Source organism: Oryzibacillus soli (assembly GCF_051594765.1).
Classification (GTDB): domain Bacteria; phylum Bacillota; class Bacilli; order Paenibacillales; family NBRC-103111; genus Paenibacillus_AR.
Genome location: NZ_JBPPGJ010000007.1, coordinates 132,957 through 157,519, shown reverse-complemented (window position 1 = coordinate 157,519; position 24,563 = coordinate 132,957). Strand labels below are relative to the sequence as shown.

Below are 24,563 nucleotides of genomic sequence, written 5' to 3'. Positions count from 1 at the left end.
GGCCGAGGCGTTACTCGGAAGGCTTGTGTTGGTCCTTGCCCATCCATTTGCGCAGCAATCCCGCGCCGATGACGATGGCCGTCGTGGCCCACGGCAGGCTTGTATGCCAGAGGTGGCTGTGCAGAATCTCCTGCATCTTGGGATCCTTCACCAGCATTTCGCCGGCGGTATAGCCCAGGATGCCCGCCCCGATATACACGAGGATCGGGTACTTATGCAGAAGCTTCACCACCAAGTTGCTGCCCCAGATGATGATCGGAACGCTAAGGCCAATACCCAGAACGATGACGAGGAAATCATTGTTCGCTTTGGCCGCGATCGCCAGAACGTTGTCCAAGCTCATGACGAAGTCCGCCATGATGATGGTCCAAATCGCTTTCCCCAGCGTAGCTGCCTCGTTAACCTGCGGACCTTCCTCGTTGTCCAGGAGAAGCTTGATGGCGATGTAGATCAGCAGCAAAGAGCCCGCCGCCTGAATATAGGCGACCTTCAGTACCAGAACGGCCCCTACCGTCAGGATCACGCGGAGCAGAATCGCACCCATGGCTCCCCACCATATGGCCTTCTGGCGCTGCTCAGGGGGCAGCTTTCGGCTGGCCAGAGCGATGACGACCGCATTGTCGCCCGAGAGCACGATATTGATAATCATAATCTGGATAAAGAGCCACAACCATTCCAACATCTTGAAATTACCTCCGTCTTGGGATGTCCAATCTTAATCTATCGTTACAGAAGAAACCGGCTGGTCATACCGGGTAGTTTACCCACTACTGCCCTATTCCAACCGATTCCTTGCCATACCAATCTTGGCCGGATTGCCATCAAAAATATTTTGCCGCTTCGTCGTTTTCCTTCCAGCCGATTACCTTGGTCTCGATGCCCTGCACCGCTAATTCGATGAGCTCGTCCAGCCCCTCGATGTGCCGTTCCACGGCTTCCACCGTGCGGATGCTGGGATTGGTCGTCACCGAGGCCGGGTGGAACAGCGTGCAGCAATCCTCGTAAGGCTGGATGGAAATCTCGAAGGTCTTGATCTGCTCCGCGACCTTCACGATCTCGGCCTTGTCCATGGCAATGAGAGGCCGCAGCACAGGCATCTCCACGGAACGGCCGATGACGTCCAGGCTGGACAGCGTCTGGCTCGCCACCTGCCCCAGGCTCTCGCCCGTGATGATGGCACCCGCGCGTCGTTTGGCCGCCACTCTCTCGGCGATCCGCAGCATGGCCCGCTTCATGCAGATGACCAGTAGATTCTCCCGTCCTTCCTCCTTCAGCTTCACTTGGATATCCGTAAAAGGCACCAGGTGCAGCTTCATGGTCCCGGAGTACCGCGAAAGAACCTTGGCCAGATCCTCCACCTTCCGCTGGGCCCGCTCACTGGTATAGGGATAGCTGTGGAAATGAATCGCTTCCATATCCAAGCCCATCCGCATGGCCAGCCAACCCGCTACGGGGCTGTCGATCCCACCGGAAAGCATAAGAAGTCCCTTGCCGTTAGTGCCCAGCGGAAACCCTCCGGAGCCCCGGACCGTGTCGGTATAGACAAAGGCTTCCTTGTCCCGGATATCCACCCACAGCGTCGTATCCGGATGATGCACGTCCACGGTCCAACGCTCCGTATTGCGAAGGATGTGGCTGCCCACCAGGTGCGGCAGCTCTTTGGAATCGTGTGCAAAGGCCTTGTTTGACCTTTTGGCCGCTACTTTGAAGGTGGCCGTGCCCTCTGCCGGCTCCAACTCCTGCATCCGCTCCAGCGCCACTTGGCGGATGAGCTCCAGATCCAGCTCTGTCCGGATTGCCGGGCTGTACGATGCCAGCCCGAAGATATGGCTCAGGCATTCCACCGCCGCCTCATAAGGCGCCTCGTTCAGCTCGATATGAATGCGGCCGAATTCCAGCGCGAACCGGACGGACGGGTAAACAAGCCGGAGCGGCTCCAGCTGCTCCAGCACCCGCCGCTCGAAGCGGTGCCGATTCCGGCCCTTAAGCGTCAATTCTCCCAGTCGGACGATGACCACATCCGGCTTCATCGGCCTCTGCCTCCTGTCTTCGGTGAGATCGTGTTCAGGACACGTTCCAATTCGTCCGCCATACGCTCCATATCCTGCTCCGTATGCTCGGAGGAGAAGCTGACGCGCAGTCCGGTCGCGGCTTCTTCCCGCCCCAGCCCCATGGCCTGCAGCACCCGGCTTGGCGTCTCCTCCCCGGAGGCGCAGGCGGATCGGGTGGAGATGCAGATTCCCCGCTCCTCCAGCGCATGGATCACCACTTCCGGCTTGTAGCCGGGGCAGGAGAAATGCACGACATGCGGCGCCATGCCGGCAGCTTCGGGAGAGCCATGAAGCAGCACGTTCTCCAAATGCTTAAGCCGCTCCGTCAAGATGGACCGAAGCCCGTACATTCTGGCCGTCGCCTCAGGCTGCTTCTCCACCGCCATCCGCACGGCCTTGGCCATGCCGACCAAGACGGGCACGTTCTCCGTACCGGAGCGCAAGCCCATTTCCTGACCGCCGCCGGCCAGGAGGGGAACCAGGTTCACACCCTCCCTGCGGTACAGAAAGCCTACGCCCTTCGGGCCCCGGAATTTGTGGGCCGAGAAGCTTGCCAGGTCGGCGTTCCAAGCTTTGACGTCCGTCCGGATTTTGCCCAGCGCTTGAACGGCATCCACATGGTAGACGATCTTCGGATACTGCAGGAGCATCCGGCCTACTTCCTCAACCGGTTGAATCCTTCCCGTCTCATTATTGACAGCCATCAGGCTGACCATAATCGTATCCTTCGTAATGGCTTGCTCCACATCCCGGACGCTGACGGCCCCCGTCTCATCCACAGGAAGAAACGTCACCCGATAGCCGTCCGCTTCCAGTTGGCGTGCCGCCTCATATACCGACGCATGCTCGATGGCCGAGGTTATGATATGGCGTCCCCGGCTACGGTAAGCCGCCGACACCCCTTTTAGGGCCGTATTGTTGCTCTCGGTGCCGCCTGAGGTGAATACGATTTCAGATGGCTTCACACCCAACGCCGAAGCGGTAACCTGCCGGGCTTTCCTCAGCATGTCCTCCGCTTCCAGTCCCACCCGGTGCAGCGAGCTCGGGTTCCCGTAGAATATACGCATACATTCCGAGATGGTTTCAATGACTTCCGAATAGGGCGGCGTCGTCGCACAGTAATCCATATACAGCATGATTCTTCATTCCCCTTTGCAAGCAAAAAGAAAAAAGATCGGCACCGATCTTTTTCATCCATGTTATGCCTGGTATTGTTCTTTGAAACCCAGCACCTTGGAGACATATCTCTGCGTCTCTCTCGGAAGAAGGCTCAGCTTCCCGCGAAGGTCCTCGTCGGTCTTGATGCCGAGCCGGTCGACTCTAGACGGTCCTGCATTGTAGGCGGCCAGCGCCACACCTTCGTTGCCGTTGTACTTCTTCAGGAGGCCGGACAGAAAGCGGGTCCCGCCCTCGATATTCTGCTGCGGATCGAAGGGGTTCCGGACACCCAGTCCTTGGCCCGTGCCGTCCATCAGCTGCATGAGACCCTTGGCACCGGCCTTGGAGACCGCATTGGCGTCAAAGTCGGATTCCGCCTGGATGACTGCCTTGACGAGGGCCGGCTCCACCCCATTCCTGGCGCTGGAATGCCGGATGTAATCGTCGTAAGAGCTGTAATCGGCCGAAGCCTCCGCAGCCATAGGCTCGTAAGCCTGTAGAGAGCTATAAAAAGGGGTGAGGGCTCCCGTATTCCGGGCCAACAGCTCGGCGGCGGGAATCACCTTGGATCCGGAGTAAGAGGCGCCTTCATGAAGAAGGGATTCCAATAAGTCCGCAAACTCGCTTCCGGACGAACCGAAGCCCGTCCCGGTCTCCGTGGAGGAAACCAGCCCCTGCTGCATCTGGAGCTGAAGCAGCTGCTTGATGATGGATGGATCGATGTTCATGAATATCCCCCTGACATCCTCGGCTTACTTCACTTATTGTACAAGGTTTTCCTTGTCGAATCCACAGGAAAATTGCTTCTTTTGGGCCGAGGAGGTCCGATTTGCCCGATTTCCCAAGCAATGGAGAATAGAACCCGGAACCTCCGGCCATACTGATAACCAAATCATGCCTAGGGAGGAAAACACTGCCCATGAACGGATTTTTCGCTGCTGTCAGCCGGATCAACCTGCTCTTTGCGTTCATCATCCTTTTTGCCGGCCACCTGCTGATGTATTACGTCCTGGGGACCGACAATTGGCCTATGGTCGCCTTATCCGCCGCTTTGGTGGAGACCGCCGTCATCGCCGCCCTCCAGCTCTATGCCGGCTTCCGTCGCCGCGCCCGATAAGATGTGGCCTATTGCCGACCAACCTTCCAAATCAAAAACCTCCTGCCGCAACGGATAACGGCCAGGAGGTTTTCGTCGAGTAGCTGTATCTGCTTAGAAGCGCTGCTCCCGTACATAGGGGAGACCGAGAGCCTCCGGCGTGCCGGAAGGCTTGTTGCGGTTGCGCCAGCCCAGATACATCAGCACCAGGATGGTGACGATGTAAGGGATCATCTTCAGGAAATATACGGGAATGTGGCTGCCTGCCAGTTGAATGCGGAATCCCAGCGAATCCAGGGCGCCGAAGAAGTAAGCGCACAGGAGTGCCCGGATCGGGTTCCAGCGGGCGAAGATGATGAGTCCGACGGCAATCCAGCCCCGGCCTGCCGTCATCCCCTCGGTCCAGCTGGGCGTGAAGGTCAGGATCATGTCCGCTCCGGCAAGGCCGATCAGCATGGAGCCTGCGATGACATAGGCATAACGCGAAGCCTGGACCCGGATTCCCATGACGTCGGCGGTGGCCGGGTTGTCTCCGATGGCCTTCAGGTGGAGGCCCCAGGAGGTATGATGGATGAGCAGGTGCAGGAGGATCACCAGCACGATGCTGAACCATGTGAGGATATCCAGATGGGCGAACACCTTGCCCAGAAGCGGAATCGGCTCCAGGAAGCCCAGGTTCACCTTAGGCGCAGCCCCCGGAAGCGGATGGCCGCTGACGGACTTTCCCAGGTAAGCGCTGAGTCCGCCGCCGAACAGCGTCATAGCCAAGCCGGACATGGTATGGTTGGCCCGGAGGGTGACGCACAGAAAAGCGTGAAGCAAGCCGAGAAGGCCGGTGACGAGGAAGACCGCTAACAGAGCCAGGATGAGGCTTCCGGTATCAAGATAAACGAGACAGGTCGTCACGGCGCCCATAAGCATCATGCCCTCGGCGCCCAGTTGGATGATGCCCGCCCGTTCGTTCAGAATGCCGCCCAAGGTGGCCAAGAGCAGCGGAGTGCCCGCCGAAATGGCGGCGATTAAAAGTTGAGTGGTAAAGTCCATTTCCGTGGGTCCTCCTAGCTCCGGCGCATCCGGAATTTAGTGATCATATCGCCTGCAATCAGGAAAAATAGGATGGCGCCCTGCAGCATATCCGAGATGGAGGACGGCAATCCGATGGTCTGGACGCTGTAGCCGCCTACGATCAGTCCGCCGAACAGGATGGCAGAGACCACGATGCCCACCGGGTTCAGCTTCGCCAGCCAGGCCACGATGATGGCTGTATAGCCGTAGCCCGGAGATACGCCCTGCATCAGCTTGTGGGTGACACCCGATACCTCCGACATGCCGGCCAGACCGGCCAAGCCGCCGCTGATCAGCATGACGATGATGATATGCCGCTTGATGTGGATGCCGGAATAGCGGGCCGCATGGGGGTTGGCTCCAAGCAGACGGAGCTCGTAGCCCCACCGGGTGTACTGGACCATCAGGAAGTAGATGATGACGGCCGCAATCCCGAACAACAGGCCGATATGAAGCCGGGTGCTGCCCAAGACCGGCAGGGACTGGGCATCCGTAAACATGGGCGAGCCCGGGAAGTTGAAGCCCTTCGGATCCTTCCAAGGGCCGAAGACCACATAGTCCAGTGCCAAGAGCGCCACATAATTCAGCATCAGGGAAGAGATCAGCTCATTCACCTGGAAGTGAGTCTTCGGAATGGCGGTGAGCAGGCCCCAGAATCCGCCGGCCAGAATGCTGGCTATCATCATGGCCGGTATGGCCGCATAGCCGGGCAAGTTCGGCAGGTAGACGGTCACTGCTGTGGCAGCCATGGCCCCCGCGATGAATTGTCCCTCCGCCCCGATATTCCACACCGAGATCCGGTAGGCAATCGCGATGCCGAGACCGCACAGCAGCAGGGGGATGGACTTCACCAGCGTTTCGGTGATGCCGTATTCGGAGCCGAATGCGCCCGTCAGCATCTTATAGTAGACCGTGAACGGGTTCATGCCGTTGGCGGCGATGAACACGCCGCAGAATACAAGCGCAAGCAGCACGGACAGGACCGGAGTCCACCAAGGGGTCCGCGTGCGGGACATATCAAATTCAAACCGGAGCGAAAACCGTTTTTTCTCGGTCAAGACGCCGGCGCCGTGATCGATTTTACCGCTCATCTTACGGCTACCTCCTTCTCTCTCTCTTCTTCCCGGATTCCCGCCATCAGCATGCCGATCCGTTCCCGGTTGGCGCTCTCATACCGTTCCTCGCCGATAAATTGTCCGTTATAGATGACGAGGATCCGGTCGGACAGCTGCAGAAGCTCATCCAGATCCTCCGAGATCAGGAGCACTCCGCTTCCGGATTCCCGAAGCTCCATCAACAGCTTGTGCACGCCCTCCGTTGCGCCGACGTCCAGACCCTGGGTGGGATGGACGGCAACCATCAGCTTCGGCATATGGGTAATCTCCCGGGCGAACAGCAGCTTCTGCTGGTTGCCGCCTGACAGCTGCTGGACCGGTGCGTCCAGCGAAGGCGTGACGACATCGAAGTCTTCCACCAGCTTCTGGGACCAGATCCGGTTCTTCGCCGCACGCAGGAACCCCATGATGGAGTGCTCCTCCTTCCGGTAGGACTTGAACAAGAGATTATCCACGGAGCCCAGCTTGCCTGCGAGACCGCTCTTCATCCGGTTCTCCGGTACGTGGGAGATGCCGGCGTCAATGGCGCCGCGCACCGATGCGGTCCTTACCTCGGTTCCGTCGAATACGATGCTGCCGCTCTTCCACGTGCGTAATCCGGTCAGCACCTCGGCCAGCTCCTTCTGCCCGTTGCCCGCCACACCCGCCACGCCGACGATCTCATGCTCGCGAACGGTGAGATTCAAGCCGTCCAGAGCTTTGCGGCCGTGATCGGCGTACACGTCCAGGCTGCTTACGACCAAGAGAGGCTCTCCTTCGGATTTGCTCCGCTCCTGCCGGGTAATCTCCACCTCGCGTCCCACCATGAGGCGGGCCAGCTCCCTCTCGCTGGTATCGGCCGTGTTCAGCGTGGTGATCATCCGGCCCTTGCGCATGACGGAGATCCGGTCCGAAGAGGCCATAACCTCTTTCATCTTATGGGTGGTCATGATGACCGTCTTGCCTTCCTGCTTCATCCGGTCCAAGGTTTGGAACAGCTGCTCCACCTCGCCGGGAGTCAATACCGAGGTCGGCTCATCCAGAATGATGATATCCGCCCCGCGGTACAAGGTCTTCACAATTTCCACCCGCTGCTGCTCGCCTACCGACAGCTGCCAGACCGGACGATCCACCGGGAAGGACAAGCCGAAATGCCCGGCAAGCCTTTCGATTTCGGCGCACTTGGCCTTCATCCAGGCTTTGCCGCGCCAGAAGGAGGATTTTTCCCCCAGGACGATATTCTCTGCAGCGGTCAGGTTCTGCACGAGCCTGAAATTCTGGAACACCATCCCGATTCCCAAAGCGGTGGCATCCTTAGGCGAGCGGATCCGCGCAGGCTTCCCGTGGATGATGATCTCCCCTTCATCCGCCTTGTACACGCCCGACAGCATGCTCATCACCGTGCTCTTACCCGCTCCGTTCTCGCCCAACAGCGCGTGAATCTCGCCCGGAGCGGCTTCGAAGTCCACATGGTCGTTGGCAAGCACCGGACCGAACCGCTTTACAATCCCCTTCATCTCGACTGCATGGCCCTGCATGGTATCATGTTCCTCCCTGTCCTGTATTAAACGGTGTCCCGGTGTTGAACGCGTATGGGGAAGACCCTGTTCCAGGGCCCTCCCCACTTGTCCTAACCTTGTTATATCACGAATTTCATCACTTCGGAATAGTGCCTTCCACGCCTTTGACGAACCAATTGGTGCCCAGAACTTCCTCCAGGGTCATCTTCTTGCCGGAAGCGATCTTCTCTTTGCCGGACTGATCCAGGATCGGGCCAGTGAAGACATCCAGCTCGCCGCTGACGATCTTCGCTTTGGCGTCTTCCACCAGCTTCTTCACGTCATCCGGAACCTTCTTGCCGAACGGCGCCAAGGAAACGGTACCGTCCTTCATATCGCCGGAGAACTGCTCGGTCTTCCAAGTGCCGTCCATAACGGCTTTGACGGTCTTCACATAGTACGGACCCCAGTTCCATACGGGGTTGGTCAGGTATGCGTCCGGTGCGAAGCGGGTCATATCGGAGTCGTTGCCGCCTGCGAAGGCGCCGCGCTCTGCAGCCGCCTGCAGGGTTGCCGGGGAATCCTGGTAAGCCATCAGCACGTCGGCGCCTTTGTCCAGCAAGCTCACGGCCGCTTGACGCTCGGTGGTCGGGTCAAACCAGGTGTTGGACCATACGACGTTGACTTTCGCATCCTTGTTCACGCTCTGTACGCCCAGGGTGAAGGCGTTGATGTTGTAGATAACCTCCGGAATCGGGAAGGCGCCAACGTAGCCGATGACGTTCTTCTTGGTCATCTTGCCGGCTGCGATGCCGGACAGGTAGCTGGCTTGATAGTTCTTGCCGAAGTAAGTGCCCATGTTCTCGGCGGTCTTATAGCCGGAGCAGTGGAAGAACTTGACCTTCGGGAACTTTTTGGCCACATTCACGGTGTAATCCATGTAACCGAAGCTGGTGGTGAAGATGATGTCATTCTTCTGAGCCAGCTCGGTAATGATGCGCTCCGCGTCCGCGCTCTCCGGAACGTTCTCGACGAAGGTCGCTTTGATGCCCAGCTCCTTCTCCAGAGCCAGCCGGCCTTGGTCGTGCTGGTACGTATAGCCGCCGTCGCCAGGAGGCCCGATGTAAACGAAAGCCACGCGGGGCTTTTTGGCCGCATCCGCAGTTGCCGCTCCGGCGGAAGCTGCCGGCGAAGAACTTGCTGCACCGCTCTCTTCCTTCTTGTCTCCGCAGCCAGACAACAGCGTGCTCATTCCAAACAACAGCGCCAGACTTAACTTGACTACTCCACTCTTCCGATTCATGACTCTCCTCCTTGGTATGAGCGACGGTTCACGCGGCGGGCAGCCGATCGTGCGTCTTTAAGTCGCTGCACCCTGGGCCTAAATCCGAACATTACGGACAAAACTCGAGTTTTTATCGGTTTCGTTCGGATTTATCGGGTGTTTTCATAGTTTTCATTGTGCTTTAAGTTAGAAACAATGTCAATACAAAACTTTATGAACATGCACAATCACAAATGTTCGGCTATATTTTTGTTAGAAGCGCTAAAAATCATGGAAATGCTTGAAGTCGCCTTGCCTCTGCATAATAAAAAGCCCCCAATTCCCCGGACCTGACAGGGGATGGGAGCTGTTTGGACCTTCAATTACGAATAATACGGAATTAGGAACATAGCGGCGGCGATGGCTACCAGACCCAGTACAACGGACCACACGCCCAACGCCCGGTTGCCGCTGAAGTAGGCGATCACGCCCACCACGGCTGCGGCTGGTCCCAATACCATCGGCCAGTAGAACAAGGAGGCGATGGCGAGGATGATGGAGATCCAGCCGAAGGTCTTGTTCCCTTCCGGCACATCCTCCTGGATCCCGCCGTTGTCCGCAGCCTGGAAGCGGCCGTCCCGTTCCTGCCGGTTGATCATCAGGGACGGGTGATACCCTGGCGAAGGACTCAGCTCTCCGGCGAATTCCGTGCTGGCCCCTGCGATTTTCCGGGAAAGGGCGTTCTCCCGCATCTCCTCGTCCTTGCGGTACGGATCGAACGGGTCGTCAGCGGACAGATCCAAGGGCTCCGAGAATTCCTCCAGGTCCTGGAACGGATCGGCCCGGAACGATTCGCCCGTGATGAAAGTGTCGGTTGCGTTGATCTCACCGGACAGAGGAATGCTCTCCTCTTCCCAAGCTTCTTCATGATCAGGCTGCTCGAAAGCGAATGCTTCGGCCTCGCTTGTGTTGCCGTCCGCCCTTAGCTCCGCACCTCCGGCCCCCGGTGTTCGGTTCTCCGAAGGAAAAGCATCGTGCTCTGCGTTGTGCTCGTCCATGGCGATCCTCCTTCGAATAAACGAATAATAGACGAAAGCTCCCTTCCGTACCCGCTAAGGCCGGCAGGAAGCTTTCTTCGCTTACCTGGTGTTACGCATTTTTTGGTTTGAAGGTGTGGCAGCACGTTTCCTTGGAGGCATTGGCTGCATCCTTGTGCTCGCTGTCGAAGCTTTCGCCGGCGAATTCGGCATCGAATTTCGCGTTGGCGTGCTTGTCCACTTCGATCATGATCAGGTCTGCGCCGCAGATGTTGCCTTTGTCCCAATAAGAGCAGTTGGAAACTGAGCATTTTACTTCAGGCATGATTATCACCTCCATTACCCATTGTTGCCCCAACCCCCCCTTGCTATGCGCCTGACGCGCCATGAATATATACCCGTTCCTGACAAAAGAAAAAGGATGCCGCTTCCGGCATCCCCTTGTGGAATTCAATCAGATCTTCTCGCCTTGCATACGGCGCTGGGTAATGTAATCCGTCTCGTAGTACGAGAGGTCCTCGCGCAGCTCTTCGAATATCTTGGACAGCTCGATGGTCAGGTCCCGGACCGTCCGGCTCGGCTTCTTGCGGAAGCGGATGGCGTCCTGGCCTGTGTACGCATAACGGCCGTCCTCGGAATAGCACTCGTTCTTCGGATAGAAGAAGTTATTCACGCAATTGTGGTATACGTCATAAAGAACCTTCTCGGAATAATCCACGTTGAACTGCGGACGGCGGAGGCTGACGCCCAGCTTCTCATAGGCCACTTCGGAAAATACCAGCAGATGGCGGGTGTCTTGCAGATAGGCCCGGTAGAACTCTTCCATGGCTTGGTCGCCCTCGTTGTTCAGCTGCTCCAGGGAGTTGTGGTTCAGGAACAGCTCGGTCTTGGCGATGACTTCCTTCAGCTTCATACGTGTGGTTTCGCACAGGTTCTTGACATTATGGTTAGCCATAGAAAATAAAGTCCTCCTTAAACAATGAACGGCATGATTAGAGCCATGATGGATATCACTATCGTACCACAAACCTATTGGAAAGGTAACATGAAAATAAGGCCTGCCTCTGCATAAAAAGAAGGGGCCGTTCCAACCCTACACCTGAATGGCAAACTGCCGGGAACCGAAATCGGGAGGGAATGACGGATGTTGAAGCGATTTGGAATCATTGCCGGCTTGGTCCTGCTGGCGTTTCTCCTGCTCCCGCGGGGAGATGGAGACAAGTCGGGCCAGCCGGATGAGCGGAATGTGACGCCCAAGCAGGAAGTGAAGATGAAGGAAGCGCTGGTAACCGACGATATGGCTGCGACGGATGAGCTGTGCCGCAACCAGTGCTTCCTGGATTTGAAGACCGTGTCGGGCCGGATCGCCCCCCACTCCGGGGAAGCCGAGATCAAGATGACTCTTCAGGCGCTTCAGGCCGAGCATCCCCATATGAAGAAGCTGATCTACCTCCGCTCCGGGGATGGCTCCTCCGACCGCCGGCGGGTCGAGGTCGGACAGGTGACGGACGAAGCGGACAAGGCGGCAGCTGTTGATCTCCAGCGTGCGCTGACGGAGGCGCCTGCCGGCAAGGTGGTCCAATCCCCTCCACTCGCCACCGGTACCGGAACCTACTTCGTCATGGGCGTTCCAACGGATGACGGCAAGGGCGCCCTGGTAGGCGTCGTACACCAGCAGATTCTGGACCAGGTCCGGGAGCACCAGATGAAGAATTTGCGGGTGGTTCCCTACCCGGCCGAGGGCCACTTCAAGATCGAATCCGTTGATACGGACACCCTTCGGGACGTGACGGTGGACCATCCGGAGGAGAACGAAGGAACGAGCCATTACCACAAGAACCAGGTGGTCGTGAAGTTTTCGGCTCCGCCTTCCGATGAAGACCTGCGCCGCATCCAATCGGAGATCGGCGCCGGACCGGCCGTGAAGCTGGGCTACACCTACGTGTTCGAATCCGCCCGTATGGAAGCCCAGCAGATGATGGATTATTTCAAAAAATGGAATGTGGAGTATGCTGAGCCCCACTACTTGTATCTGACCAACGATAAGGCGGTCGCCCAATCCAACGGCGCCGGGGGATCGGGTGCCGCAGGCGGATACGGCCAAACGGAGAGCAGCGCCAATGCCGGCGCCAGCCCGAACGACGTGCTGTATTCCCGCTACCAATGGAACCTGCCCATCATCGAAACCCTGCAGGGCTGGGGCATTGGCAAGGGCAGCGAGGACGTGAAGGTGGCGGTGGTGGATACGGGCGTCGATCTGGATCATCCGGACCTGAAGGACCGGCTTCTGCCGGGTGTGAACGTCGTGTCGCAGGGCCGCTCCGACCCCGATGATGACGTTGGCCACGGTACACACGTGGCCGGTGTGATCTCGGCTCTCGTGAACAATAACGAGGGTGTGGCGGGGATGTCCTGGTACAACCCGATCCTGCCCGTGAAGGTGCTGGATTCCTCCGGGTCAGGGAGCACCTATGCCGTAGCCCAGGGCGTCATCTGGGCGGCGGACCATGGGGCCAAGGTCATCAACATGAGTCTGGGCAACTATGCGGACGCCCAGTTCCTCCATGATGCCGTGAGATACGCCTACGACAAGGATGTGGTCCTGATCGCAGCCAGCGGCAACGACAATACGGAACGTCCGGGCTATCCGGCCGCCTATCCGGAGGTATTCGCCGTGGCCGCCACGGATTCGAAGAAGAATAAGGCTTCCTTCTCGAATTACGGGGATTACATCGACGTCGCTGCGCCGGGGGTCAGCATCCCGAGCACCTATCCGCAGAACCAGTACGCGGCGCTGTCCGGCACCTCCATGGCCAGCCCCCATGTGGCGGCGCTGGCTGCCTTGATCCGCTCGGTCAATCCCCTCTTGAAGAACACGGAGGTCATGGACATCATGCGCCGTTCCGCGGAGGATATCGGCACTCCGGGCAAGGACAAGCACTTCGGCTACGGCCAGATCGATGTGGTGAGGGCGCTCCAGATGGCGGAGCAGAGCAGGAACGCGCTCAGCTATTGGCCGGAATGGCTGGAGCGTGAAATGGACCGGATCGCACAAAAATACGGCAGCTGACCGCTGTTTCGTCCCTGTACCCCAAAAAAGCCGGTTTCGAAACGCCGCATGCTGGCGTTTCGAAGCCGGCTTTTTGTCAAGAGAGCGGCAGAGCTACCCGGATGCCCAAGCCCCCCAGGGGACTGTCGAAGGCGGTGATGGAACCGCCATGGGCCTCTGCGATGCTCTTGCAGATGGCCAGGCCCAACCCGGTGCCTCCGTTCTCCCGGGAACGGGACGGATCCACCCGGTAGAACCGCCGGAAAATGTGCTGCCTCTCGGCTTCGGGCACTCCCGGACCATTGTCCTCCACCGTGAATAGGAGCCGGTTCTCCCCCATCTTGACCGTCATATGAATCCGGACCGGAGGCTTGGTGTAGGCCATAGCGTTGTTCACCAGATTGGCCACGATTCTCCGGAGTCCCTTCACATCCCATTCCGCCACGATTCCTTCCGGCAGACGGGAATCCGACGTGAACTCGGCATGATTGGACTCCAGCTCCATGGCATACTCCTTAAAGAGGCTGTCGAAGAACGGCTTGACGTGAACCCGCTCTGCGGACGGCCGGGCCGCTTCGGCTTCGCTCCGCGAGAAGGAAGCGAAATCCACGATCAGCCTCTCCATATCCTTAGCCTTCTGCCGGATAACCGCATAGTATTCCTGCCTTCGTTCATCGGCCCGGATCTTCCCGGAGCCCAAGCGCTCAACATATCCGATGATCGAGGTTAGAGGGGTCCGCAGATCGTGGGAGATCGCCGCGATCATATCCGTCTGCTCCTTGTGGGTGCTCTCCAGCCGTTCGCCCATGCTTCGGAAATTAGCCATGAGATCGCCGATCTCATCCTTCCGCCCTCCCCCATCCGGAGGGTTAATGTCCCCGATCCTGGCAAGCTTCATGCTGCCGTGCAGCCTCATAAGCGGCTTCACCACTTCGAAGTGGATGTAGATGACCAGGACCAGGAAGGAAACTCCCATGCCCGTAAGCGACACCGTCAGCAGATTGGCGATGGAATGCACGTGGGCCACAATGTCCCGGATCTGGATGGGATATCGCACCTCCAGGAAGGCGACGGCCTTGTCTTCCCGCTTGACGATTTCTTTGGCCGTGAAGGTCCAAATGCCGCTTTTGTCATAGTCATACCGGAACACCTCCGCTCCCGTCAGGTCATAGACCTTCAAGGACACGCCGTTGGCTCTGGAGGCTTCCTCCAGCTTGGCTCCCAAGGCCGCCTTGTCGTTCCACAGACGGCCCGCCGCCTCCGATACCGCGGCGTTCCCCGCCGCGAAGTGATCGCGGAAGTTGCGGATATCCACTGCCGCCTGCTCCATGATCACCATCCGGTAATAGAGAAGAATCGATAGGGTGTACAGGGCCATTACGGCCAGGAAAACCAGGGATATCCGGTATTTCAGACTGATTTTCACACGATCCGGCCTCCCGTAAACTTATACCCTACTCCCCAGACAGTGACGATGTACCGGTTGTCCGGGTCCAGCTTCGCACGCAGATTCTTGATATGGACCGTAACGGTATTCAGCTCCCCGTATTCGCCGAAGCCCCAGACCGCATCGTAGATCTGCTCCCGGCTCAGCACCTGATTAGGGTGGGATGCCAGAAAGATCAGGATCTGGAACTCCTTGGTGGAGCATTCGATCCGGCTGCCGTTCTTGAAGACCTCGAAGGTCGAAGGCCTGATCTCCAGCTCGCCCCATCGGAGAGGCGCCTCCGGATCATCGGCGGCCCGGCTGCGCTCCTCCCGCCGGAGATGGGCCTTGACCTTCGCGACCAGCACATCGATGCTGAAGGGCTTCGTCATATAATCGTCCGCCCCGACCTCCAAGCCCACGACCTTGTCCAGGTCCCGGTCCTTGGCGCTCAGGAGCAGGATCGGGATCCTCAGCTTCTCCCGAAGCCTCTTGCATACCTCCAGCCCGTTCATTCCGGGCATCATGATGTCCAGAATGAGCAGGGACAGGCCCGGCTCCTCTGCCAAGGCCACCACCTCGGTCCCCGAGTAGGCCAGCACCGTGTCGATGCCTTCTTCCTGGAGACTGTCTGCGATCAAGCGGACAATGTCCCGGTCATCGTCGGCTATAAGCACCTTATGCATGATAGGCGGCTCCCTTCTTCCCTGCAGTCCCGTTCCGATTTCTTGGATGCACCTATTATACCTTTCGGAAGAAGCCTGCCGCTAGAGGCCCGCCGCAGAGCCATGGCCTCCGGGAACGGAGCCGGTGCGGCTCCGGAAGCGGAAGAGAGAGCCGATGCTGTGCAGCAAGCTGTAGGTTACCGGCACCAGGATCAAGGTAACGAGGGTGGAGAGGGTCAAGCCGAAGGATACGACTGTCGCCATGGAAGCCTGGCTCTCGCTGCCCTCGCCTCCGCCGATGACCAGCGGGAGCATGGCGAGCACCGTAGCGCCGGCGGTCATCAGAATCGGTCTCAGCCGGACCTTGCCGGCTTCCACCAGCGCCTCCTTGATGTCCATGCCCTCCTTGCGCCTCTCGATCGTACAATCGATCAGTACGATGGCGTTGTTCACCACCAAGCCCACCAGCATGACCATGCCGATCAGAGAGCTCATATTCAGCGTTCTGTCGGTCAGATACAAGCCCAGCAAGGCGCCCGTCATGGTCGGAGGCAGCGAGAAGAGAATGACGAAGGGACTGGACATGGACTCGAATTGCCCGGCCATTACCATATAGACCAGAACGACGGACAGGATCAGCATGTAACCGAGGCTTTTGAAGGAGGAGGCCATCTGGCTCTGCTCGCCTCCCAGCTCCGCCCGGTATCCTTCCGGGAGAGCCACCTCCTGAAGCTTCGCCTTCACGTCCTTGGCCACGGTTCCGGACGCGCTGCCGAACACCGATGCCTGGACGGATGCGGTACGCTCCTGATCCTCCCGCTTGATCTGGACCGGTCCCTCTCCAACCTCCACGCTGGCAACCCGGCTCAGCGGCACCTGCGTGCCCGAAGCTGAGATCAGGGTCAGCCGGTTCAGGTTCTCTACCTCTTCCGTGTACGTCTTGGGATAGCGCACCAGGACGGAGATCTGATCGTCTCCCGCCTTATATTGCGTGGAGACGGCTCCTTGGTAGGCGGTACGCAGGGCGGCGGCCACCTCCTTGGTGGTGACGCCATAGAAGGCCGCTGCCTCCCTGTCGATGCGGAGCTCGTATTCCGGAAGTCCGTTGCCAAGGGTATTCACTACGTCGCGGGTGCCCGGCACCTCCGATACGGCGGCAGCTACCTGCTCGCCCAGGGTCTTCAGCACCGTCATGTCCGGACCGTACAGATTGACCTGGAGGTCTGCCCCGCCTCCGCCTCCGCCGCCTAGCTTCAGCGAGGAGGATACGGACACCCGGATATTCGCACCGGGGATGTCCGACAGCTTCTTGCGCACTTCCTCCGCAACGGCTTCCGTACTCCGGGAGCGCTCCGCCAAGGGGAGCAGCTGTATCTGAACGGAAGCGCCGCCTGCAGTTGCGGAGACGTTCTGGTTGTTTCCTCCGGAGGATCCGACGGTGACCGAGAGCCGCTCCAGCTCCGGCACTTGCTCCACCCGATCCTCGACCTTTTTCACCAGAGCGTCCGTTACCTCGAACGCCGTTCCCGCCGGAGCCTGAACGGAGATCTGGATCTGGCCGTCATCCGTCTTCGGCAGCATCTCCCGGTCCACGTGGCGGAGCAGCGGTACCGATGCCGCCAGAATGACGCCGGTCAAGAGATATACCACCCATCTCTGCTTCAGCGCCCCCTTCAGAATCCAGGCATAGACGAGTGTCACTCCGTTCATCAGGCGGCCGAACCAAACCAGAGGATTCAGGCTGAAGCCCTTGGAGGAGCCGTGATCCAGGTCCTTACGGAGCAGGTATACCGCCAGCATGGGCACCAGGGTAACGGCTCCGGCCAGAGCCGCAATGTGGCTGAAGATGACGACCAGCGCTAACGGCATGAAGATCTGCTTGACCAAACCCGCAATGAAGAGGGTCGGAAGGAACACGATGATCTGCGCGAGGGCCGAAGCGGTTACCGCAAGACCGACCTCCTTGGTTCCCAGCTCCGCCGCTTCCTTGGCCGAATAGCCTTGGCTCCGCTTGCGGAAGATGCTCTCCAGCACCACCACCGCAAAGTCCACTAAGGAACCGAGCCCCAATGCAAGTCCGCCCAGCGTAATGGTGTTCAGCGTCTGTTCCGAGACGGACATGAGTCCGAAGGTTCCCATGACGGAGACCGGTATGACCAGACTGATGATCAAGGTAGCCCGGAAGTGGCCCAGAAAGAGCAGCAGGATGACCACGGCGAAGGCGCCGCCCAGCACCGTATGCTCAATGACCGTCGAGATGGACTGTCCGATGAATACCGATTGATCGGACACGGTGCTGATGCGGACACCCGGCGGCAGGTCGCCTGCAAGCTCCGTTACGGCCTGCTGCACCTGCTTCGAGACTTCTACCGTATTGCCGTCGGACTGCTTCATCACCGCCAGGCTGACGCCCGGTTCTCCGTTGAAACGGACGGCCTGGGTTGTCTCCTGGAAGGTATCCTGCACAGTGGCCAGCTCCTTCAGCGGAACAAACTGTCCCTTGCCGACCGGGATGCGGGTCTCCCCGATCTCTTCCACGGACTGGTACTCGCCGCTGAAATGAAGAGGAACCGACAGGCTCCCCTTGTCCACCGTTCCGGCGTCCAAGGACAGATTCTCGTTGCCGAGCGCCGTGACGAGCGTAGTGATCGGAATGCTGTAAGCCGCCAGCTGCTCCGGGTTGGCCTCAACGAGAATCTGACGGGCAACTCCGCCGTTCACCTGAACCGAAGCGACTCCGTCCGCCCGTTGAATAGCCGGCGCCACCGCCGTTTCGGCCAGCTGGCGGAGCTCCGCCACGCCCACCTCACCGTGCAGCGCCAGCGTCATCACCGGAAGGCTGGACGGGTCGGCCTTCGTGACGATGGGCGCTTCCGCATCGGAAGGCAGCTGCCTCCGGACGCGGTCCATCTTATCCCGGATGGCCAAGGCCGCTTGGTCCATATCCGTTCCGTATCCGAACTGCACGGTGACCACGCTGGTTCCGGTACGGGAGATGGACGTCACGGAGGTCACATCCGGCACGGCAGCTACCGCCGCTTCCACCTTCTCCGTGATCTGGCTTTCGACCTGGGCCGGAGAAGCGCCGGTCCAAGCTACGCTGATGTTGGCGGTCGGGATGTCCAGCTTGGGATAGAAATCCACGGGCAGGCCCAGTATGGCCAAGGTACCGGCCAGCAGCACGGCGGCCATCAGCATCAGAAGCGTTACGGGACGCTGGATGGAGATACGGGCGATATTCATGGCTTCTGCCCCTCCGTTCCCGCGGGGATGACTTGAACCGGACTGCCGTCCGTCACGAAGGTTTGTCCCTTGACGATCAGCTGCTCCCCGGGCTTCAGACCTTCGGTAATTTCATAGGCACTGCCGGTTAATACGCCGGTCTGAACCTTGCGCTTGACGGCTTTCCCGTTCTCCACCACATAGACGGCACCGCTCTCCCCCTGCCGGAGGACGGCATCCGCCGGAATCCGCACCGCCTTGTGGGGAGCCGACGGCCGGTTGACCTGAACGTACATGCCCGGCAGCAATAGAGGCGATTCGGCCTCCAGCTTCACGATGACCCCGTAGGTTTTGGTGGCGGTATCCATGCCTGGCTTGATTCCCATCACTTTTCCTTGATATTCGCCGTTCACGGCGGGAACGGATACCAGAACGGGCGCTCCCGGCTGAAGGGTGCCGATATCGGTTTCCGGCACGTTAACCGTCGCCTGGACCGGCTTCATCGAGACGATGCTGACCACCGGGCTCTGCGCGGTGGCGTTCTGTCCGGCCGGCGTTAGGACCGCCTGGACGATCCCCTCCACCGGAGAGAGCAGGACCCCGTCCTTCAGCTGCTCTTGAAGGACCTGGACGTTGGCGCCGGCTTGGTTCTTCTGCGCTTCCACCACCTGAAGGGCGCCGGTGGATCCCGTATTGGCGTAAGCCTGCTCCGCCTGGGCCTTCTGGGCCGCCGTCAGCTTATCCGCAGCAGGCTGCGACTTGATGGCGTTGTCCAGGGCCGTCCGCGCCTGGTCCACCTGCCGCTCCGCCACCTCCACCGTTGCGGACTCCACGGTGGCCAGCTGCAGCTTCTGGATCTCCACCTGTTCTTCGGCCAGCTTGACGGCCTGGGATTTCTGGGCGTTCTCCAGCTGGGCGTAGGCGGCCATATACTGGGCATTGGCCTGGGCCACAGCCGGAGCAACGGTGGATTGGGCCTGTTGGAGCTGGAGCTGAAGGAGCTCCAGTTTGTTTTTGGCGGAATCCATATTCGCCTGTAAGGTGGGGAGGGCTGCCGCGTTATGCTCGCTTACCGCCTTCTCATAGGCTTCCGAGGCCGCTGTGTAGGCATTGGAGGCCTGGGTTACCTGCAGCTGAAGCTGGGCCGCCGCATTGGAAGCCGCGGCTTGAGCCGCCGACATCGTCTGGATGAGACCGCCGGTATTCATCTGCGCGGCGGCAATGGCATTCTCCACATCCGCGGCGGTTTTGGCCAGCTGGAGCTCCGCCGCTTCCACCGCTTCCTTGGCGGAGGTGATGGCATTCTCCCGGTCCCTCCTCGCTTTGGCGAGCTGGGCCTCCGACACCGCCACAGCTTGCTTGGCGGAAGCGACGGCATTCGCAAGCTCCGACTGGGTCTTGAACGTCTGCGCATCCTGCAACTGAAGCGTCTTCTCGGCGGTCAGCCGGCCGTTCTCCAGGTCCTGCCGCACCTTCTCCGCCTGAGCCTCCGTCACTTGGGCCGCCGCCTCCGCCAGAGTCAACTGCTGCTGAAGGGCCGATGTATCGATCCGTGCGAGGGGCTGGCCCACCTTCACGCGATCGCCGGGATTCACCATCGTTTGGACCACGCGGCCCGCAATCTTGGAGGATACCTGGCTGGTCGAGGCCGCCGTTAGGATACCGCTGTATGCAGCGCTGTTCGCAAATTCACCCTCCGCCACCGTGGCGGTCTCCACCGCGACCACCTTCGGCTCGGCCGGAGCGGATGCTTCCTTCTTTTTGCCGCCGCCCAGACCGCAGCCGGTCAGCGGCACAAGCATGAGTCCGGCCGCCAGGAGGGCTGCCAGAAAACGCGTACGCGGAGCAGCAACACGTGTCACCTTGGTCTCATTCATGATGTCGGGCCTCCTTGGGGTTAGAGCTTCTTCATGCCTTCCAGCAGCTTGCGGATATCCTCGGTTCCCATCTCCTTGCTGACGACGGCCAGATAAGTATCATCCTTCTTCATGTATAGCCCGGTTTGCTCGCCCTTGGGAAATTTCACCTTGATCGGAATGGGCTCATCTCCTGCCTTCCCTTCGAAGGAGAAGGATAACGCAAAGGCCACACCCTTGAATTCCTTGGGGCATTCGATCACGGTGAAGCCTTCGTAATTCAGCATCATCAAGCTGTTAGGCCCCGTCTTCACCTTCGCCTCTCCCGCTTCTGCCGGAATATGTCCGGGGAACCAAACGGTGGAGAGGCCGCTGTCATGAGCCGCCTGTCCGATTTCCTTCCGGATGGCGTCGGACGGCTCATAAGCTGGCCAGCCCGGAGCGGCAGCCAGGGTCGAGCTGCTGCCAGACGCTGCGGGGGTGGCGCTTGGAGACGCTTGTGTGCCGGCCGGGACGCTAGGGCTGACTTGCCCTGCCGCCGCGGCTCCGGGACTCGTCTGCGCGGCCTGCGAGGGGCTGGTGGTTGTCTGTGCCGCTGGTGTGGAAGCTGTTGCGGCCGAACCTATCGGGGACGCCGAAGGAAGTTCCACCCCTTCTCTTTCGTTCCCGCAGCCGCTCGCGATAGCCAGACCCAGGATTGCCGTCACACTCCACAAGGTATGGGGAGCAAGGTTCTTTTTCATCATCCGTGTCCTCCTTCATATCTCTCATCCGTATGGTTAAGAGCATAAGGGAGGGATCTAAAGCCCTCGTGAAGAAAAAATAAAGAATCATAAAGAACTCCAACCAACTAAAAAACCCCCATCTCCGCATATGCGGAAATGGGGGTTCTCTCGTAACAGCTAAGGAAAGTTTGCCGTAAGCCGGGTTCTGTACTTCCAGTGGTCGAAACGGGAGCTACCCTCCCACCGTTGAAGTGACAATCATCTATCTAGGCCGTACATTGCTGCACGGCTCCAGCGACCAACCCGAACGCGCCTCGGGCTAAGGCTGGGGCGCGAAGCCCCTGCGTTCCTCTAGGTCTTGCTCCAGATGGGGTTTACCAGGACATATGTCACCATATCTCCTCGTGGTCTCTTACACCACGGTTCCACCCTTGCCTGATCCCCGAAGGGCCATCGGCGGTCCGTTTCTGTGGCACTATCCTTCAGCTCGCGCTGACTGGACGTTATCCAGCATCCTGCCCTGTGGAGCCCGGACTTTCCTCCCGCGGCATGAAGCCGCCGGCGATTGTCTGTCAAACTTCCCTGTGACATCAGTTAGTATACCGTCATTCGCAGCCAAACACAACCCCTCGGATGCTGCCAGTCCCGGATTCCGCTGCCTCTACAGGAACCGGAATACCTCCGTATCCACCCGGGAGGGGCAAGCCACAGTTTCGTAGCCTTTTTCGGACAGCCGCTTGTTCAGATACTCCGCTACGCCGCCGCGCATGATTTTCTCCACGTTGTGTCCCGGATCCAGGATGGCCAGCCCCGCCGCCAAGGCGTCATGGGCCGTGTGGTAATCGATATCTCCCGTCACCAATACATCGGCTCCGGCAAAGATAGCGTGACGCGTATACCTGCTGCCGGAACCGCCCAAGACCGCCACCTTGCGCACCGGACGGTCCGGGCTCCCCACCATCCGCAGGAACGGCACGCCGAAGGCGGTCTTCACCTGCTCCGCCATTTCCCGCAGCGTAACGGCCTCCGTCAGCTTGCCGACCCTCCCGAGTCCGAAGGTTCGGCCCTTCAGATCCATGGGATACAGATCATAGGCCACCTCCTCGTAGGGGTGGGCTTTGAGCATGGCTTGAACCACTCGCTTTTCCGCACTTTCGGGAACGATGGTTTCCAAGCGGATCTCAGCCACCTGCTCGAATCGGCCCTGCCGCCCGATGTAGGGGTCTGTGCCTTCCTGGGGCAGGAAGGTTCCTTTCCCTTCGATATTGAAGGAGCAGTGGCTGTACCGCCCGATCCAGCCGGCTCCCGCGGCGAATACCGCCTGCTGCACCTGCGCATGATGAGTCTCCGGCACGAAGACGACCAGCTTCTTCAGCTTCTCCGTATGTATCTCCTCCAGCGGCCGCAGGTCCGTGAGCTCCAGGGCTTCCGCCATAAGATCGTTCACCCCGCCCTCCGCCACATCCAGGTTCGTGTGCGCGATATAGACGGCAATGTCGTGCTTGATGAGTTTCGTGTACAACCTCCCGGCCGGCGTATCGGACTGGAGGTGGGACAAGGGACGGTAGATGATGGGGTGGTGAGCGATAATGAGCTCCGCTCCTTCCCGAATGGCCTCCTCGGCCACTTCCTCCGTCACGTCCAAGGTGACCAGCACCTTGCGGACCTCCTGCCGCAGACTTCCGAGCTGCAGACCGATCTTATCATCGGGAACGGCATAATGCTTGGGAGCCAGCTCCTCCATCAATTGGATGACGGTTTGCCCTTTGGCCAGCATGCGATCAGCTCCTTCAAACGGTTGATATCCTCCACCACGGCTTGACGCTTGGTCCTCGATTCTTCCAGCTCCGATTGGCCCAGCGAATCGGCGATCCGCTCCAGCTTGGCGATCTCGCGAAGCCACTTCTCCCGGAAGACGGAATTCCCGCTCTCCACCAGATACGGACCGAACCGGTACAGGTCCTGCTCGGTTAAGGATCCGAAGCCCTCCCAGGGGCGTTCGCCGTACAGGTCCATATCCGTACGGTCCGATTCCTCTGCCGCCCGCTCCGCCACCAGAATCTCATAGATCTTGCCGTCTTCCTCGAGAATCTCCTCGGAGCGGAGACTCCAGCCGTTCGCACGCAGCCAGCGGCGAAGCGTGTCCTCTCCGACGTTGGGCTGCAGCACCAGCCTCCGGATTCCCTCCAGCTTGCCATTCTCTCGGCCGGCGGACAAGATCTCCACGATCAGATTGCCGCCCATGCCGGCGATACTGATGGTATCCACCTCACCGGGGGAGATCACCTCCAGCCCGTTGCCCTTGCGAACCGACACCATCCGTTCCAGTCCCGAATCCCGGATCTGCTTCCGGGCGGCCTCCAAGGGACCGGGGTTCAGCTCTCCCGCCACGGCGAACGAAACCGTTCCCCTCTGTGCCAAAAAAGCAGGAAGCAGCGCATGGTCCGACCCGATGTCGGCCAACCTGCTCCCCGATTCAATCCGCTCCGCTATGGCCCGGAGCCTTCTCGACAATGGAATCATTTACATTACCCACTCTATCCATTTTTTTCGCAAACCGAACAAGACGCCGCAGATTACGGCCAGCTTCGCCAGAAGCAGCAGCTGCAGCAGATTGCCGGGCAGCTCCGTCACGCCGAATCCGTAGATTTCGGCACCGAACCATCCCAGTGCTCCGGTAAGGAGCAGGACCGCGGCGATCTGCTTGTTGACATGATGGAACAGCCAGCCGAGCCAGACGAGCACCAGGCTGACCGGCACCCAGCTGAGCTCCAGTCCGATCCAATCGATATCCGTTATATTGTGCCTTAAAACCAGGGCATAAATCAAGAACAATACGACCCAACCGGCAAAATGAAAGACGGGCATGCGCCCTAATATCCCGGTCAGAATCCAGATCATGCTGCAGAAGCCCACATACAGCATCACCGGCGTCCCGTCATAGCCCTTGTCGGACAGGAGATAGATTCCTGCCAGGAGCAGAAGGATGGAGCCCGCCCCGAAGGCCAGATACGACAAGCCCGGCTGCTTGTTACGCTGCACGCCGCCGATCATGTACAGAATGGAGATCAAGCCCGCCGCAATCCCGGTTTGCATCCAAAAATGAAAAGATGTAAAATGTAATCCAAGAAAGGAAATCAGCCCCAAAATTCCGAATATTGTTAACCACACCTTGGCGCTGCTGTTCTTAACGGAGCCGCTGGATATGCCCAAGACGGACTTTTCCTTATCCTTTTCATTCTCTCCATCCAGATATAAATTTAATAAAAAATCGCAGTATTGCCCCGGCAGCAGCTTGCTGCGGCGCCAATGCTCAATCTCGGACACGATGATCCTGCGTTTCTCCTGATCCATGC

Annotated in this window: 21 protein-coding genes and 1 other RNA gene; 2 read left to right on the top strand and 20 right to left on the bottom strand. The window is 59.3% G+C overall.

Annotated elements, in window-relative coordinates; translation table 11 throughout:
• Positions 1-10: 10 nt before the first annotated feature.
• The 4 genes from ACSEXW_RS11380 to ACSEXW_RS11365 form a co-directional block, all read right to left on the bottom strand.
• Positions 11-682, bottom strand: a complete 672-nt coding sequence (locus tag ACSEXW_RS11380) for a TerC family protein (protein ID WP_438446261.1) — start codon at positions 680-682, stop codon at positions 11-13.
• A gap of 139 nt (positions 683-821) precedes the next feature.
• Complete coding sequence (gene thiI, locus ACSEXW_RS11375; protein WP_438446260.1) at positions 822-2,030, bottom strand: tRNA uracil 4-sulfurtransferase ThiI; 1,209 nt, start codon at positions 2,028-2,030, stop codon at positions 822-824.
• Positions 2,027-3,187, bottom strand: coding sequence for a cysteine desulfurase family protein (locus ACSEXW_RS11370; protein WP_438446259.1), 1,161 nt, complete (start codon positions 3,185-3,187; stop codon positions 2,027-2,029). Before ACSEXW_RS11370 ends, thiI begins: the two co-directional genes overlap by 4 nt.
• A 63-nt stretch (positions 3,188-3,250) precedes the next feature.
• Positions 3,251-3,937: a lytic transglycosylase domain-containing protein gene (locus tag ACSEXW_RS11365; RefSeq protein ID WP_438446258.1), complete on the bottom strand. Its 687-nt coding sequence runs from the start codon at positions 3,935-3,937 to the stop codon at positions 3,251-3,253.
• 191 nt (positions 3,938-4,128) lie between these two features.
• Between ACSEXW_RS11365 and ACSEXW_RS11360 the strand changes: the two genes are divergently transcribed.
• Positions 4,129-4,326, top strand: a complete 198-nt coding sequence (locus tag ACSEXW_RS11360) for a hypothetical protein (RefSeq protein ID WP_438446257.1) — start codon at positions 4,129-4,131, stop codon at positions 4,324-4,326.
• Positions 4,327-4,419: 93 nt separating this feature from the next.
• On the opposite strand, the gene ACSEXW_RS11355 is transcribed toward ACSEXW_RS11360, so the two are convergent.
• The 7 genes from ACSEXW_RS11355 to ACSEXW_RS11325 form a co-directional block, all read right to left on the bottom strand.
• Positions 4,420-5,349: an ABC transporter permease gene (locus tag ACSEXW_RS11355; protein ID WP_438446256.1), complete on the bottom strand. Its 930-nt coding sequence runs from the start codon at positions 5,347-5,349 to the stop codon at positions 4,420-4,422.
• Between the two features lie 14 nt (positions 5,350-5,363).
• On the bottom strand, positions 5,364-6,461 hold the full coding sequence (locus tag ACSEXW_RS11350; RefSeq protein ID WP_438446255.1) for an ABC transporter permease: 1,098 nt from the start codon (positions 6,459-6,461) through the stop codon (positions 5,364-5,366).
• A complete protein-coding gene (locus tag ACSEXW_RS11345) occupies positions 6,458-8,002 on the bottom strand; it encodes an ABC transporter ATP-binding protein (protein WP_438446254.1) in 1,545 nt (514 codons plus the stop codon). Before ACSEXW_RS11345 ends, ACSEXW_RS11350 begins: the two co-directional genes overlap by 4 nt.
• Positions 8,003-8,120: 118 nt before the next feature.
• A complete protein-coding gene (locus ACSEXW_RS11340) occupies positions 8,121-9,266 on the bottom strand; it encodes a BMP family ABC transporter substrate-binding protein (RefSeq protein WP_438446253.1) in 1,146 nt (381 codons plus the stop codon).
• Between the two features lie 344 nt (positions 9,267-9,610).
• A complete protein-coding gene (locus tag ACSEXW_RS11335) occupies positions 9,611-10,285 on the bottom strand; it encodes a hypothetical protein (RefSeq protein ID WP_438446252.1) in 675 nt (224 codons plus the stop codon).
• 91 nt (positions 10,286-10,376) lie between these two features.
• On the bottom strand, positions 10,377-10,589 hold the full coding sequence (locus ACSEXW_RS11330) for a DUF1540 domain-containing protein (protein ID WP_438446251.1): 213 nt from the start codon (positions 10,587-10,589) through the stop codon (positions 10,377-10,379).
• A 129-nt stretch (positions 10,590-10,718) separates the two neighbouring features.
• A complete protein-coding gene (locus ACSEXW_RS11325) occupies positions 10,719-11,219 on the bottom strand; it encodes a DUF3907 family protein (protein ID WP_438446250.1) in 501 nt (166 codons plus the stop codon).
• 189 nt (positions 11,220-11,408) lie between these two features.
• On the opposite strand from ACSEXW_RS11325, the gene ACSEXW_RS11320 reads away from it, so the two are divergent.
• A complete protein-coding gene (locus ACSEXW_RS11320) occupies positions 11,409-13,334 on the top strand; it encodes a S8 family peptidase (RefSeq protein ID WP_438446249.1) in 1,926 nt (641 codons plus the stop codon).
• Positions 13,335-13,410: 76 nt separating this feature from the next.
• On the opposite strand, the gene ACSEXW_RS11315 is transcribed toward ACSEXW_RS11320, so the two are convergent.
• The 9 genes from ACSEXW_RS11315 to ACSEXW_RS11275 form a co-directional block, all read right to left on the bottom strand.
• Entirely contained in the window at positions 13,411-14,739 is a 1,329-nt protein-coding gene (locus ACSEXW_RS11315) for a HAMP domain-containing sensor histidine kinase (RefSeq protein WP_438446248.1), read from the bottom strand.
• The gene (locus ACSEXW_RS11310; protein ID WP_438446389.1) at positions 14,736-15,428 is read right to left on the bottom strand and encodes a response regulator transcription factor; all 693 of its coding nucleotides are present in this window, start codon (positions 15,426-15,428) and stop codon (positions 14,736-14,738) included. Before ACSEXW_RS11310 ends, ACSEXW_RS11315 begins: the two co-directional genes overlap by 4 nt.
• Before the next feature lie 78 nt (positions 15,429-15,506).
• The gene (locus ACSEXW_RS11305; protein ID WP_438446247.1) at positions 15,507-18,647 is read right to left on the bottom strand and encodes an efflux RND transporter permease subunit; all 3,141 of its coding nucleotides are present in this window, start codon (positions 18,645-18,647) and stop codon (positions 15,507-15,509) included.
• Positions 18,644-20,503: an efflux RND transporter periplasmic adaptor subunit gene (locus ACSEXW_RS11300; protein ID WP_438446246.1), complete on the bottom strand. Its 1,860-nt coding sequence runs from the start codon at positions 20,501-20,503 to the stop codon at positions 18,644-18,646. Before ACSEXW_RS11300 ends, ACSEXW_RS11305 begins: the two co-directional genes overlap by 4 nt.
• A 20-nt stretch (positions 20,504-20,523) precedes the next feature.
• Complete coding sequence (locus tag ACSEXW_RS11295) at positions 20,524-21,228, bottom strand: hypothetical protein (RefSeq protein WP_438446245.1); 705 nt, start codon at positions 21,226-21,228, stop codon at positions 20,524-20,526.
• Positions 21,229-21,386: 158 nt separating this feature from the next.
• Positions 21,387-21,788: RNase P RNA component class A (gene rnpB / locus ACSEXW_RS11290), an RNA gene on the bottom strand.
• Between the two features lie 80 nt (positions 21,789-21,868).
• Positions 21,869-22,984 carry a Nif3-like dinuclear metal center hexameric protein gene (locus ACSEXW_RS11285; protein WP_438446244.1) on the bottom strand — a complete coding sequence of 372 codons (1,116 nt, stop codon included), beginning with the start codon at positions 22,982-22,984 and terminating at the stop codon, positions 21,869-21,871.
• Positions 22,951-23,730 carry a tRNA (adenine(22)-N(1))-methyltransferase gene (locus ACSEXW_RS11280; protein ID WP_438446243.1) on the bottom strand — a complete coding sequence of 260 codons (780 nt, stop codon included), beginning with the start codon at positions 23,728-23,730 and terminating at the stop codon, positions 22,951-22,953. Before ACSEXW_RS11280 ends, ACSEXW_RS11285 begins: the two co-directional genes overlap by 34 nt.
• Positions 23,731-24,561: a hypothetical protein gene (locus tag ACSEXW_RS11275; RefSeq protein WP_438446242.1), complete on the bottom strand. Its 831-nt coding sequence runs from the start codon at positions 24,559-24,561 to the stop codon at positions 23,731-23,733.
• Positions 24,562-24,563 lie beyond the last annotated feature (2 nt).